Annotated in this window: 12 protein-coding genes; 7 read left to right on the top strand and 5 right to left on the bottom strand. The window is 71.7% G+C overall.

The features are described 5' to 3' along the window. Positions 1 to 115: 115 nt before the first annotated feature. From RFN52_RS33490 to RFN52_RS33475, 4 genes are all read right to left on the bottom strand, one after another. Complete coding sequence (locus tag RFN52_RS33490) at positions 116 to 793, bottom strand: GntR family transcriptional regulator (RefSeq protein WP_184851953.1); 678 nt, start codon at positions 791 to 793, stop codon at positions 116 to 118. Between the two features lie 166 nt (positions 794 to 959). After that, a complete protein-coding gene (locus RFN52_RS33485) occupies positions 960 to 1,898 on the bottom strand; it encodes a beta-ketoacyl-ACP synthase III (RefSeq protein WP_184851950.1) in 939 nt (312 codons plus the stop codon). Between the two features lie 150 nt (positions 1,899 to 2,048). Continuing rightward, positions 2,049 to 2,189 (bottom strand): MFS transporter small subunit, encoded by a 141-nt coding sequence (locus RFN52_RS33480; protein ID WP_010045941.1) that lies wholly within the window; start codon positions 2,187 to 2,189, stop codon positions 2,049 to 2,051. Next, a complete protein-coding gene (locus RFN52_RS33475; protein ID WP_184851948.1) occupies positions 2,158 to 3,489 on the bottom strand; it encodes an OFA family MFS transporter in 1,332 nt (443 codons plus the stop codon). The genes RFN52_RS33480 and RFN52_RS33475 overlap by 32 nt, the downstream gene beginning before the upstream one ends. A gap of 235 nt (positions 3,490 to 3,724) precedes the next feature. Here RFN52_RS33475 and RFN52_RS33470 point away from each other — a divergent pair, with 235 nt between their 5' ends. Genes RFN52_RS33470 through fdhD form a run of 5 tightly spaced genes read left to right on the top strand, consistent with a single transcriptional unit; the run spans position 3,725 to position 10,161 of the window. After that, positions 3,725 to 4,696: a 2-dehydropantoate 2-reductase gene (locus RFN52_RS33470; RefSeq protein ID WP_184851946.1), complete on the top strand. Its 972-nt coding sequence runs from the start codon at positions 3,725 to 3,727 to the stop codon at positions 4,694 to 4,696. Beyond that, the gene (locus tag RFN52_RS33465) at positions 4,693 to 6,618 is read left to right on the top strand and encodes a molybdopterin oxidoreductase family protein (RefSeq protein WP_184851944.1); all 1,926 of its coding nucleotides are present in this window, start codon (positions 4,693 to 4,695) and stop codon (positions 6,616 to 6,618) included. The genes RFN52_RS33470 and RFN52_RS33465 overlap by 4 nt, the downstream gene beginning before the upstream one ends. Positions 6,619 to 6,624: 6 nt before the next feature. Then, positions 6,625 to 8,448, top strand: coding sequence for an NAD(P)H-dependent oxidoreductase subunit E (locus RFN52_RS33460; protein ID WP_184851942.1), 1,824 nt, complete (start codon positions 6,625 to 6,627; stop codon positions 8,446 to 8,448). Further along, complete coding sequence (locus RFN52_RS33455; protein ID WP_184851940.1) at positions 8,445 to 9,305, top strand: 2Fe-2S iron-sulfur cluster-binding protein; 861 nt, start codon at positions 8,445 to 8,447, stop codon at positions 9,303 to 9,305. Before RFN52_RS33460 ends, RFN52_RS33455 begins: the two co-directional genes overlap by 4 nt. A 7-nt stretch (positions 9,306 to 9,312) precedes the next feature. Next, positions 9,313 to 10,161: a formate dehydrogenase accessory sulfurtransferase FdhD gene (gene fdhD, locus RFN52_RS33450; RefSeq protein WP_184851938.1), complete on the top strand. Its 849-nt coding sequence runs from the start codon at positions 9,313 to 9,315 to the stop codon at positions 10,159 to 10,161. A 96-nt stretch (positions 10,162 to 10,257) separates the two neighbouring features. Here the strand turns inward: fdhD and RFN52_RS33445 are convergent, their stop codons facing one another. Beyond that, on the bottom strand, positions 10,258 to 10,695 hold the full coding sequence (locus tag RFN52_RS33445; protein ID WP_184851936.1) for a MarR family winged helix-turn-helix transcriptional regulator: 438 nt from the start codon (positions 10,693 to 10,695) through the stop codon (positions 10,258 to 10,260). Positions 10,696 to 10,798: 103 nt separating this feature from the next. Here RFN52_RS33445 and RFN52_RS33440 point away from each other — a divergent pair, with 103 nt between their 5' ends. Further along, entirely contained in the window at positions 10,799 to 11,716 is a 918-nt protein-coding gene (locus RFN52_RS33440) for a quinone oxidoreductase family protein (protein WP_184851934.1), read from the top strand. 140 nt (positions 11,717 to 11,856) lie between these two features. Beyond that, on the top strand, positions 11,857 to 13,728 hold the full coding sequence (locus RFN52_RS33435; RefSeq protein WP_184851932.1) for an exo-alpha-sialidase: 1,872 nt from the start codon (positions 11,857 to 11,859) through the stop codon (positions 13,726 to 13,728). Positions 13,729 to 13,730 lie beyond the last annotated feature (2 nt).

The raw sequence follows: 13,730 nt of genomic DNA, 5'->3' as shown, positions 1-13,730 counted from the left end.
AGCAGCGGCTGCCGGAGGTGGGAAGAAGTCGCGCAGGAATTGCCCCCTACTTTTTCCACTCACAGGACAAAGCGGCGGTGACGGGTGCTCGCATCGCGGGGCGGTTGTGGGGACGTTACGAGCGCGAACGCGCGTGGTACGACCGGCGCGTGTGCTCCGTGTGGTCGCGCATCAGCCGGGTGGCGCGCTGTTCGTCCCGGTCGGCGACCGCGGCGATCAGTTCGCGGTGCTCGATCCAGGACTGGTGGCCGCGCTGCCGGGCCACCGGCGTGTAGTACCAGCGCACACGCCGGTCGACCTGGGCCGCCAGTTCGGCGAGGACCGCGTTGCCGGCCAGCTCCATGATCTTGGCGTGGAAGCGGGCGTTCATGGCGACGGCCCCGTCCACGTCGTCGGCCTCGACGGCCTGCTCGCCCTCCGCGCACAGCGCTTCCAGGGCGGCGATGCCCGCGCTGTCCGCGCCCGCCGCCGCGAGCCGGGCCGCCTCGGCCTCCAGGAGCGTACGGACCGTGAGGAGTTGGTCGGCCTCCTCCTCCGTCGGCTCGTGCACGAACGCGCCCTGAGCGGGCCGCAGATCGACCCACCCCTCGGTGTTGAGCCGCTGCAGCGCCTCGCGCACCGGCTGCCGGGAGACCCCGAGATGCCCGGCCAGTTCACTCTCGACGAGATGCTGGCCGGGCTGCAGCGCACGGGTGGTGATGAGTTCGAGCAGTGCCTCGTAGACACGGTCGCGCAGCGGACCCGGGCGTTCCAGCTTGGGTACCGCCCCCTGGGGCAGGCCTGTCGACAGCATCGCGGTCCCCCTCCTCGGCCACGGCCGTGCACAGCGCGGCGCGAGCCGGTATCGCCGCAGAGTCAGTATCGATTGTCTTTCGTCTACAGTCTACGGCGCACAAGAGCCAGCATTTCGGGGAGTTGACCGCGTCACACCGCCCCGCGGCTCACAGTGCGAGGACCCCTCAGGGGCAGCGCACGACCTGCCCCGCGTACGACAGGTTCCCGCCGAAGCCGAACAGCAGCACCGGGTCGCCCGTGGCGACGGCTCCCTGCTCGATGAGCTTCGAGAAGGCCAGCGGGATGCTCGCGGCCGAGGTGTTGCCGGACTCGGTGACGTCGCGCGCGACGACGGCGTTGACGGCGCCGATCTTCTCCGCGAGGGGTTCGATGATGCGCAGGTTCGCCTGGTGCAGCACGAGTCCGGCGAGGTCGGCCGGCTCCAGACCGGCCCGTTCGCAGGCCCGGCGTGCGATGGGGGGCAGCTGCGTGGTGGCCCAGCGGTAGACGCTCTGCCCCTCCTGGGCGAAGCGGGGCGGGGTGCCCTCGATGCGCACCGCGTTGCCCATCTCGGGCACCGAGCCCCACAGCACCGGCCCGATGCCCGGCTCGTCGGCGGCCTCCACCACCGCGGCGCCCGCTCCGTCGCCGACGAGCACGCACGTGGTGCGGTCGCTCCAGTCGGCCACCTCGGACATCTTGTCGGCCCCTATGACCAGCACCCGGCGCGCGCCCCCCGCACGGACGGCGTGGTCGGCGGTGGCCAGGGCGTGGGTGAAGCCGGCGCACACGACGTTGAGGTCCATGGTCGCGGCCTGCGGGATACCCAGGCGGTTCGCGACCCGGGCGGCCATGTTGGGCGAGCGGTCGATGGCGGTGGAGGTGGCGACCAGCACCAGGTCGATGTCAGCCGGGCTCAGGCCGGCGGCGGCCAGGGCCTTGGCGGCGGCGTGGGCGGCCAGTTCGTCGACCGGCTCGTCGGGGCCCGCGATGTGGCGCGTGCGGATGCCCACCCGGCTCCTGATCCACTCGTCACTGGTGTCCACCAGGCCCGCCAGGTCCTCGTTGGTGAGCACCTTGGCGGGCTGGTAGTGGCCGACGGCGGCGATGCGCGAGCCGTTCATCTGGGTGGATCCCCCTCGTTGCCTTGGGTAGCGGATCCACCAGTCTGATCAGTGACTCACGGGTACGGCGGCAGCCAAGGCGACAGGAAACGGGCGCCTGGGTTGTCAGCTTCCGTCAGCACCTCGGACGCCCAGGCACCTGTCGAGCCCTTACCCCGTGAACAGCTGCGTCGCCTTTCGCACCAGTTCGTACAGCCCGTAGGCGAGCGGCACGCCCACCCACACCCAGGCGAAGGCGATCAGCCACCGCCGGTCCGGGCTAGGCGGACTCTGACTGCTGTCGCTCGACATGGGCGGCCTCCTTCGGAGCGGGGACGTGGTGGCGGGGGTCGACGGGCCGGACCAGTTCGTTGGCGACGAAGCCGACGACGAGCAGCCCGATCATGATGACGAACGACAGCCCGTACAGGGAGGCGCCGTGCCGGCCCGCCTCCTCCTGCCGGTCGGCGATCCAGTTCACGATCAGCGGGCCGAGCACCCCGGCCGTGGACCAGGCGGTGAGCAACCGCCCGTGAATGGCGCCGACCTGGTACGTACCGAACAAATCCTTCAGATACGCCGGAACCGTGGCGAAACCGCCACCGTAGAAGGAGAGGATGACCAGCGCGCACAGGACGAACAGGGGCTTGGAGGAGTCGCCGAAGAGGGCGATGAGCGCGTACATGAGCGCACCGACGCCCAGGTAGACGCGGTAGATGTTCTTGCGGCCGATGAGGTCGGACGTCGACGACCAGCCGATGCGGCCCGCCATGTTCGCCGCGGACAGCAGTGCGACGAAGCCGGCGGCGGCGGTGACCGAGACCGGTGTGGAGGTGTCCGCGAAGAAGTCCGTGATCATCGGCGCGGCCTTCTCCAGGATGCCGATACCGGCGGTGACGTTCATGCAGAGCACGATCCACAGGCACCAGAACTGCGGCGTGCGGATGGCCCGGTCGGCGGAGACCTGCGGACCGGCGAGGACACTCGGCCCGCTCTCCGCAGACCTCTCGCGGGGAGGCACCCGGACCAGCAGCACTCCCAGCAGCATGAAGACGGCGTACGACAGCCCGTGCACCAGGAAGGCGAGCGCGATGCCGGAGCTGTCGCCGCCGAACGACTCCAGCATCTGGGCCGACCACGGCGAGGCGATGAGCGCGCCGCCGCCGAAGCCCATGATGGCGATGCCGGTGGCCATGCCGGGCCGGTCCGGGAACCACTTGATCAGGGTGGAGACGGGCGAGATGTAGCCGATGCCGAGACCGATGCCGCCGACGAAGCCGTAGCCGAACACGATCAGCCAGTACTGCTCCAGGGACGCGCCCAGGGCGGAGAGCAGGAAGCCGGAGGAGAAGCAGACCAGGGCGACGGTCATCGCCCAGCGCGGACCCTTGCGCTCCACGAGCGTGCCGCCGAACGCGGCGGACAGGCCCAGCATGACGATGCCCAGCTGGAAGGGCAGCGCGCTCTGGGTGCCGCTGAGGCCGAGCGCTGACTCCAGGGGCGGTTTGAACACGCTCCAGGCGTAGGCCTGGCCGATGGAGAGATGGACGGAGAGAGCGGCGGGCGGAACGAGCCAGCGGCTCCAGCCCGGGGGCGCGACTGGGGGACTCATGAACCCCGGACGGTAGGGATCCGCAAGGGAGTTGAGAAGACGGCGGGTCGACCGTATGCGGTGAACGGTATCCAGCATGCGCCGAACGGTCGGCGCACGGGCCCTTGCCGCCCCAACCTCCATACTGTAGACAATATTTCGTCGACACAAGCCGTCCGCGAGCCATGCGCGACCCGTCGGGCGGCCTGACGGCAGCCACCTCCGCGGTATCCCTCAAACCGAACGGAGTGTTCCCGTGAAAGTCGCAGTTCTCGGCGCCGGTGCCATCGGCGCCTACGTCGGCGCCGCGCTCCACCGCGCGGGTGCCGAGGTGCATCTCATCGCCCGTGGACCGCATCTGGCGGCCATGAGGCAGCACGGAGTCCGGGTGCGCAGCCCACGCGGCGACTTCACCGCGCACCCCCACGCCACCGACGACCCGGTCGAAGTCGGCCCGGTCGACCATGTCTTCCTGGGCCTGAAGGCCAACGCGTACGCGGCGTGCGGGCCGCTGATCGCGCCTTTGCTGCACGAGACGACGTCAGTCGTCGCGGCCCAGAACGGCATCCCCTGGTGGTACTTCCACCGGCACGGCGGCCCGTACGACGGCCGTCGCGTCGAGAGTGTCGACCCGGACGGCGCGGTCAGTGCGGTGCTCGCGCCCGAACGGGCCATCGGCTGTGTCGTCTACGCGGCGACCGAACTCGAAGGCCCGGGCGTCGTACGCCACTTGGAGGGCACGCGGTTCTCCATCGGCGAGCCGGACCGCAGCAGCTCCGCGCGCTGCCTCGCCTTCAGCGAGGCCATGCAGGCGGGCGGGCTGAAGTGCCCGGTCGAACCCGACCTGCGGGGCGACATCTGGGTCAAGCTGCTCGGCAACATCTCGTTCAACCCGATCAGCGCCCTGGCCCGGGCGACCATGCGGCAGATGTGCCTGCACGGCGGCACCCGCAAGGTCATCGAGATCATGATGACCGAGACGCTGGCGGTCGCCGAGGCCCTCGGCTGCGAGGTCGGGGTCTCCATCGAGCGCCGGCTCGCCGGTGCCGAGCGGGTCGGCGACCACCGCACCTCCACGCTCCAGGACCTGGAGCGCGGCAAGCCGCTCGAACTCGACGTGCTGCTCGCGGCCGTGGTCGAGCTGGCGGAGATCACCGGCGTGGAGGTGCCCACCCTGCGCACCGTGCACGCCATCTCGGACCTGCTCGCGCTGAGGAGCGCCGCATGAGGAAACGCGACCGGACCCCCAAGACCTACACCCGGCTCACCCACCCGCTCGTCCGTGACTCCCGCGACGAGCCGTTCCGGCAGGCCACCTGGGAGGAGGCCCTGGACCGGGCCGCCCGGGGCCTCGGGCGCAACCGCGACGCCTTCGGCATGTTCAGCTGCGCCCGCGCCACCAACGAGATGAACTACGTGGCGCAGAAGTTCGCCCGGGTCGTCATGGGCACCAACAACGTCGACTCCTGCAACCGCACCTGTCACGCCCCGAGCGTGGCGGGCCTGTCGGCGGCGTTCGGCTCGGGCGGCGGGACGTCGTCGTACGAGGAGATCGAGCACACCGACGTCATCGTGATGTGGGGTTCCAACGCCCGGTTCGCGCACCCGATCTTCTTCCAGCACGTGCTGAAGGGGATCAGGAACGGCGCCCGGATGTACGCGGTCGATCCGCGCCGGACGTCGACCGCCGAGTGGGCGGAGAGCTGGATGGGGCTGAACGTCGGCACGGACATCCCGATGGCGCACGCGATCGGCCGCGAGATCATCCTCGCGGGGCTCGCGAACGAGGCGTTCATCGAGAGGGCGACCAGCGGCTTCGAGGAGTACAAGGCCCTGGTCGAGCCGTGGACGCTGTCGCTCGCCGAGAAGGTGACGGGCGTGCCGGCGGCGGCGATCCGCGAGCTGGCGCACGCCTACGCCCGTGCCGAGCGGGCCCAGTTGTGCTGGACGCTGGGCATCACCGAGCATCACAACGGCACCGACAACGTCCGCGCCCTGATCAACCTGTCCCTGCTCACCGGGCACGTCGGCCGCTACGGCTCCGGCCTGCAACCCCTGCGCGGGCAGAACAACGTGCAGGGCGGCGGCGACATGGGCGCGATCCCCAACCGGCTGCCCGGGTTTCAGGACATCCTCGACCCGGACACCCGGCTGAAGTTCGAGTCGGCCTGGGACACCGTGATCCAGCCGCACTACGGCCTGAACCTCACGGAGATGTTCGAGGCCATGGAGGACGGCTCGCTCAAGGCCGTCTACTGCATCGGCGAGAACCCCGCGCAGTCCGAGGCCGACAGCGAGCAGGCCGTACGGCGTCTGAAGGCCCTGGACTTCCTGGTCGTGCAGGACATCTTCCTGACGAAGACCGCCGAGCTCGCGGACGTCGTCCTGCCGGCCACCGCCGGCTGGGCGGAGACCGACGGCACGACCACCAACAGCGAACGGCGGGTCCAGCGCGTCCGCAAGGCCGTCACCCCGCCCGGCGAGGCCCGCGAGGACATCGACATCATCTGCGACCTCGCCGCCCGGCTCGGCCACGACTGGAAGTACGCCGACGCCGAGACCGTGTGGAACGAGCTGCGGTCCGTCTCGCCCGACCACTACGGCATGACGTACGAGCGCCTGGAGGAGCACCAGGGCATCCAGTGGCCCTGCCCGAGCACGGACGCCATCGAACCCACCTATCTGCACGGCCGGTTGTGGGAGACCGACCCCTCCCGGCGCGGCCCGCTCGCGCCCTTCGGCCTCGTGCAGCACGACCCGCCCGTGGACCTCACCGACGACCGGTATCCGATCAGGCTCACCACCGGGCGGCGGCTCGACTCGTACAACACCGGTGTGCAGAGCGGTGGTTACGCCTCGCCGCTCAGGCGCGGCGAGTTCATCGAACTGAGCCCCGAGGACGCCGAGCGCTACGGGGTCGTGGTCGGCGAGCACGTCCAGGTGAGCTCGCGGCGCGGGGCGGTGACCGCTCCCGTGTGGGTGGACACCGCACTGCGGCCCGGGCTCGCCTTCATGACCATGCACTTCCCCGACGAGGTGGACACCAACGCCCTGACGATCGAGGCGAACTGCCCGATCGCGGGGACGGCGGAGTTCAAGGCGTCGGCGATCCGGATCGAGAAGCTGCCCATCGCGACCATCGTGGGGTGACGCACTGTGGACCTGCACTTCGGTGACAGCAAGCCGACGCACGAGGAGCGGGCGGCCGTCGACGCCCTGCTCGGGCCTCCGGAGTCCTCCTGGGAGGGTGCCGACCGTTCCGACGCCGATCTGAGGTGGGCGCGTGGCGGACGCGAGGCCCGGGACCGCCGCGACCTGCTGCTGCCGGGGTTGCACGCCGTCAACGACCGGATCGGCTGGATCAGCGAGGGTGCCCTCGACTACCTGTGCCGGCGGCTGACCGTGCCGCCGGCGGAGGCCTACGGGGTCGCCACCTTCTACGCCATGTTCTCTCTCAAGCCGCGTCCGGCGACCGTGCTGCACGTCTGCACGGACCTGGCGTGCGCGGCGGCCGGGGCACCGGAACTGTGTGCCGGGATCGAGGCGCGGCTGGGCCTCGGCAGCGGGGTGAGCGTCGAGCGCAGCCCATGCCTGGGGCTGTGCGAACGGGCCCCGGCCGCGCTCGCGATCAAGGCCGGGGATCCCCTGCGTACGGCGGTCTCGGCGCCGGCGACCGTCGAGGAGGCCGTGCTCGCCGCGTCCTCGCCCGGCTCCGCGCCCGAGGAGCCGCCGGCCGCACTGGCGGTGCCCCAGGCGGGGCAGGACGGTCTGATGCTGCTGCACCGCGTCGGCGTGGTCGACCCGTCGTCCCTCGACGACTACCGCGCCCACGGCGGCTACACGGCTCTGCGCCGGGCGTTCGAGCTGGGTCCCGCCGGGGTCATCCGCGAGGTCACCGATTCGGGCCTGGTCGGACGCGGCGGCGCCGCCTTCCCCACCGGCCGCAAATGGCAGGCCACGGCCTCGCAGCCCGACCGTCCGCACTACCTCGTCTGCAACGCCGACGAGTCGGAGCCGGGCACCTTCAAGGACCGGGTGCTCATGGAGGGCGACCCGTACGCGCTCGTCGAAGCTATGACGATCGCCGGGTACGCCACCGGCGCCCACAAGGGCTATCTCTACCTGCGCGGCGAGTACCCCCGCGCCCTGCACCTGCTGGAGCACGCGATCGCGCAGGCCCGTGCGCGCGGACTGCTCGGCGACGACGTCCTCGGGCAGGGCTACGCCTTCGACATCGAGATCCGGCGCGGCGCCGGCGCCTACATCTGCGGTGAGGAGACAGCCCTGTTCAACTCCATCGAGGGCTACCGGGGCGAGCCCCGCTCCAAGCCGCCGTTCCCGGTGGAGAAGGGCCTGTTCGGCAAGCCGACGGTCGAGAACAACGTCGAGACGCTGGTCAACGTCCTGCCGATCCTGACCATGGGCGCCCCGGCGTACGCGGCGATCGGCACCGGGCGCTCCACCGGGCCGAAGCTGTTCTGCGTGTCCGGGAGCGTGGAGCGGCCCGGTGTCTACGAGGTGCCGTTCGGCGCGACGCTCGGGGAGGTGCTCACCCTGGCCGGGGTGCGCGAGGGGCTGCGGGCGGTACTGCTCGGCGGGGCGGCCGGCGGTTTCGTACGCGCCGACGAGCTGGACATCCCGATCACCTTCGAGGGCACACGCGAAGCCGGCACGACCCTGGGCTCCGGAGTCGTCATGGCCATCGACGACAGCGTGCCCCTGCCCCGGCTGCTGCTGCGCATCGCGGAGTTCTTCCGCGACGAGTCCTGCGGGCAGTGCGTGCCCTGCCGGGTCGGGACGGTACGGCAGGAGGAGGCGCTGCACCGGATCGTGGAGCGCACGGGCGCGGACGCCGCCGGGGACATCGCGCTGCTGCGGGAGGTCGGCCGCGCCATGCGGGACGCCTCGATCTGCGGTCTCGGGCAGACCGCGTGGAACGCCGTGGAATCCGCCATCGACCGTCTGGGGGCGTACGAATGACCGTCACACCGCTGGGGATCCCGCGCCGCATGCTGGAGTTCACCCTCGACGGCGAGGAGGCCCGGGTCCCCGAGGGCTCGACCATCCTGGACGCCTGCCGGGCGGCCGGGAAGGACGTGCCGACCCTGTGCGAGGGCGACACCCTGCGCCCCAAGAACGCCTGCCGGGTCTGCGTGGTCGAGGTCGAGGGGGCCAGGACGCTCGTCCCGGCCTGCTCGCGCAAGGCCGAGCCGGGCATGGAGGTCCGCACCGACACCGAGCGCGCCCGGCACAGCCGCAAGATCGTCCTGGAACTGCTCGCGTCCTCGGTCGACCTGTCGACGACCCCGAAGGTCGCCGGGTGGCTCAAGGAGTACGCGGCGAAACCGGACCGCTTCGGCCCGGACGCGGCCCGGCTGAACGAGGAACCGAAGGTCGACAACGACCTGTACGTGCGTGACTACGACAAGTGCATCCTCTGCTACAAGTGCGTCGACGCCTGCGGCGACCAGTGGCAGAACTCCTTCGCGATCTCGGTCGCCGGGCGCGGCTTCGACGCCCGTATCGCCGTGGAGCACGACGCGCCGCTCACCGACTCGGCGTGCGTGTACTGCGGCAACTGCATCGAGGTGTGCCCCACGGGCGCACTGTCGTTCAAGTCCGAGTTCGACATGCGGGCGGCGGGTACATGGGACGAGTCCGCCCAGACGGAGACGACCACGGTGTGCGCGTACTGCGGAGTGGGCTGCAACCTGACGCTGCACGTGCAGGACAATGAGATCGTGAAGGTCACCTCGCCGCACGACAACCCGGTGACCCACGGCAACCTCTGCATCAAGGGCCGCTTCGGCTACCAGCACGTACAGAACCGGGACTGATCAGGACATGGGACGAGTCACGGAACGACGCAAGGTTCTCCGCATCCGCGACGGGGCGGTCTCCAGCCGCCCGGACACGCTCGTCGCCGAGGAACCCCTGGAGATCCGGCTCAACGGCAAGCCGCTGGCGATCACCATGCGCACCCCGGGCGACGACTTCGCCCTGGCGGCGGGTTTCCTGGTGAGCGAGGGGGTGCTGGGCGCGCAGTCTGACCTGCGGAACATCGTCTACTGCGCGGGCGCCACGGCCGACGGGGTGAACACGTACAACGTGGTCGACGTGCAGACGGCCCCGGACGTGGTGGTCCCGGACATCACGCTGGAGCGCAACGTCTACACGACGTCGTCCTGCGGGCTGTGCGGCAAGGCGTCGCTGGACGCGGTGCGCACCACGGCCCGCTTCCCCATCGCCGACACTCCCCCGGTCCGGCTCTCCCCCGAGCTGCTCGCGAGCCTGCCCGACCGGCTGCGCGCGGCCCAGCGGGTCTTCGACCGGACGGGGGGCCTGCATGCCGCGGCCCTCTTCACGGAGGAGGGCGAGCTGCTGGACGTCCGGGAGGACGTGGGCCGGCACAACGCGGTCGACAAGCTGGTAGGCCGTGCCCTGCAGAACGGGGAGCTGCCGCTGTCCCGGGCGATCCTGCTGGTCTCGGGCCGGGCCTCCTTCGAGCTGGCGCAGAAGGCCGTGATGGCCGGCATCCCGGTCCTGGCGGCCGTGTCGGCGCCGTCCTCGCTCGCGGTGGATTTGGCGGCCGAGACGGGCCTGACGCTGGTGGGCTTCCTGCGGGGCAGCTCCATGAACGTGTACGCGGGTGAGGACCGGATCGCTCTGCGGGCCGCGGCCGCCCAGGGCTGAACCGGTCCCCCCGCGACACGGCGGCGGGGCCCCGACCGGCGGGGAGCGCCCCCTGCGCCGCAGGGGCCCCGTCTCGGCCTGCCCGGGACCGCCCGCCTAGTCGGCCGTGGCGGATATCCGGAGCAGCATCGCCGTGAACTGCTCCCGCTCGGCCGCCGACAGCGGTGCGAGCAGTTCGTCGTTGGCGGCGCGGGCCGCCTTCTCACACCGCTTCAGCAGCCGTGCTCCCCGCTCCGTGAGGGACACCGCGTTCTTGCGGCGGTCCTTCGGGTCGGGCTCGCGGACCACCAGGCCGGCCGACTGGAGGTCGTTGAGCACGCCGACCAGGTCCTTGGGGTCCAGCCGGACCCCGCGGCCGAGGTCGGCCTGGGCGACGGGCCCGAGGTCGCGGACGGCGGACAGCACCACGTGGTGCCACATCCGCATGTCCTCCTCGGCCAGCGCCGAGGCCACCAGGGCCCGGCCACGGGCGGCGGCACGGCCGAGCAGCCAGCTGGGCAGGGAGCGGATCGCGGGGAGGGGGGCTTCCGACATGGGCGCAGCCTAACCACAAAATCGTTGGTTGTTCCTATGATCCTCCTATACCGTTGGGTTTCCCCATGAATCCGTTGGGGCCACCAACGACCCCGGAGGTGCGATGCGCCGCGTCCGCTACGAATCCCGAGGCGGCCCCCTGTTCGTGGAAGAGGCCCCGCCCCCCGCGCCGGGCCCGGGGGAGCTGCTCGTGCGCGCGGAGGCGATCGGCGTCACGCTCCCGGTCGTCCGCAAGGTCGGCGAGGCGGCCGAGCCCGGCCCGCTGGGCGGTGAGATCGCCGGGGAGGTCATGGCCGTCGGCGAGGGCGTCAGCCGCTTCGGCACCGGCGACCGGGTGACGGGCCTGTGCTTCGGCCACGGCTACGCCGACTTCGCGCTGCTGCACGAGGCCATGGCATCCCCGGTTCCGGCGGACGCGAGCGCCGTCGACGCGGTGGCCCTGGTCCGCAGCGGCCTGGTCGCCCTCGGCGCCCTGGAGGCGGCCCGCCCCGAGCCGGGCGAGGCGGCCCTGGTCACCGCGGCAGCGAGCGGCGTCGGCCATCTGGCCGTACAGCTGGCCAGGACGCGCGGCGCCGGACGGGTGGTGGGAGCCGTCTCCGACCCGGCCAAGGCCGGCTTCGTCCGGGGCCTCGGCGCCGACCACGTCATCGCGTACGGCGACACCGGCTGGGGCACACCGGTCGACTACGTCCTGGACGCGGTGGGCGGTGAGCTGCTCACCCCGGCCCTGCACGCGCTCGTCCCCGAGGGGCGGCTGGTGGCCTACAGCTCGGGCGGCGGCACCATCCAGGCGTACGACCTGCTCCTGGACGCCAAGTCGGTGATCGGGTTCCAGATGGCCCGTATCGCCCGCGGGAAGCCGGAGTTGTACGAGCAGTGGCGCGAGGAACTGTGGCGGTTGTTCGCGGCGGGAGAGCTCAGGCCGGTGGTGCACGCGGAGTTCGCCCTGGAGGACGCGGCGAAGGCGCACGGGGAGATCGAGGGGCGGTCCAACCTGGGCAAGGTCGTCCTGATCCCCTGACGCACGCTTCTTGTGGGGGGTCTGTGTTCCCAAGTACCGTCTGTGGCCCCCACATTGGACGTGGGATGTCCGGATGACCGGATGTCTGTTCCCATGTCCGGGTGGTCCGGCCGACAGACGCATGAAGGGCAGGTCGCACCATGCCGTCAAGTCTTCGCGCACGTCTGAGATCCACCCTGACAGCCGCCGTCGCCGCCGGGGCGCTGCTCGCGCCCACCGCCCCGGCGCACAGTCAACCCGCCTCCGCGTTATCGGAGTTCGACCAGCAGGTGCTCTTCAGGGCGTCCCAGGACCCGGGCTACGCCTGCTTCCGGATCCCGGCGATCGTGCGCACCACCAGCGGCACGCTGCTCGCCTTCGCCGAGGGCCGCGTCCTCAACTGCGGTGACGCGGCCGACATCGACATCGTCGTCAAGCGCTCCACCGACGGCGGCCGCACCTGGGGGCCGCTCCAGGTCGTCACCGAGGGTGCGGGCGACACACACGGCAACCCGGCGCCCGTCGTGGACCGCAGAACGGGACGGATCCTGCTGGCCGAGACGTTCAACACCGGCCGCACGGACGCCGGGAACTGCTCCGTCCCCTGTGACCGCACCCCGCATCTGCAGTACAGCGACGACGACGGCCGGACCTGGTCGCAGCCGCGTGATCTGAGCGACGAGATCCTGCCCGAGCACTGGAACTCCTGGTACGCGACCGGTCCCGTGCACGGCATCCAGCTGACCCGCGGCAAGCACGCCGGGAGGCTGGTGTTCGGCGTCAACACCGAGACGTGGAACGGCAGCCGGATCTCCGCCAACCACGCGGCCCTCGTCGTCAGCGACGACGGCGGCGACTCCTGGCGGGTCGGCGCCACGGACACCTGGCCCATAGGGCAGGACGGCGTGTTCCGGCAGAAGCCGTCCGAGGTGACGCTCACCGAGCGCTCCGACGGCGCCCTGCTCGTCAGCGGCCGGGAGCAGGACGGCACCGACCTGGGCCACCGCTCCCAGACCGTCAGCAGGGACGGCGGCGACACCTTCGCCACGCCGTTCCGCGGCCTCCCCGACCTGTACACCCCGCAGGTCCAGGGCGCGACCCTGCGCCTCGGCGGCCGGATGCTGCTGTCCGCTCCGGCCGACCCCGACCGCCGCCGCACGATGATGGTCCGCTCCTCCTACGACGGCGGGCGCACCTGGGAGAGCGTGGACCGGGGCACGGTCGTCACCACGGACTGGTCCGGCTACTCCGACATGGCGGCCGTGGGCGGCGGGGCGGTGGGCCTGCTGTACGAGGGCGGCGCGGTCGACGCGCGCGACGAGATCCGCTTCGCCCGCTTCACCGAGGACTGGCTGAAACCGCGCCGGGGCGCCGACCCGACCACGCGCGACGCTGCGGCGGGCGCCAGGCCCGCGGCGGTGCTCGGCGGCGCCGGGCGCACGGCCGGTGTCCGCGGCGGTGCGCTGTCGTTCGACGGCACCGACGACGCCGTCCGGCTGCCCTACCGGTCCCGGCTCCCGCTCGGGGACGGGGACTTCACGGCCTCGCTGCACTTCCGCTACACGGCCACGACCGGCGAACAGCCCTTCCTGTGGATGGGCGGCATCGGCACCACCCAGCCGCAGATCTGGCTGCGCGGGGAACCGGCGGGCAACCGGGTCCGGGGGCTGATCACCACCCGGTCGGGCGCGACGACCGTCAGGTCCGCCTCGGTGTCGGCCGACGGCGCCCGCAACGACGGCCGCTGGCACCATCTGGCCCTGCGCCGCGGCGGAGGGCGGTTGACGCTCTTCCTCGACGGCGAGGCGATCGGCACCGCGGACGTGCCGGGCTCGGTCAGCCGCAACTCCCCGTTCGGCGTGCACATCGGACAGCGCATGGACAGCCGGGCGTTCCTCACCGGGGCGATCGACGACGTCCGGGTGTGGGGCCGGGCGCTGAGCGACGAGGAGCTGGCCGCCGGCGCCTCGGGCGCGGCCTCGCGGGGCACGGTGCTGTGGCTGCCCATGGACCAGGTGAGCGGCAGCAACTAACG

The organism is Streptomyces collinus, from assembly GCF_031348265.1.
Taxonomy (GTDB): Bacteria; Actinomycetota; Actinomycetes; order Streptomycetales; family Streptomycetaceae; genus Streptomyces; species Streptomyces collinus.
This window is presented reverse-complemented; position numbering and strand designations above follow the sequence as displayed.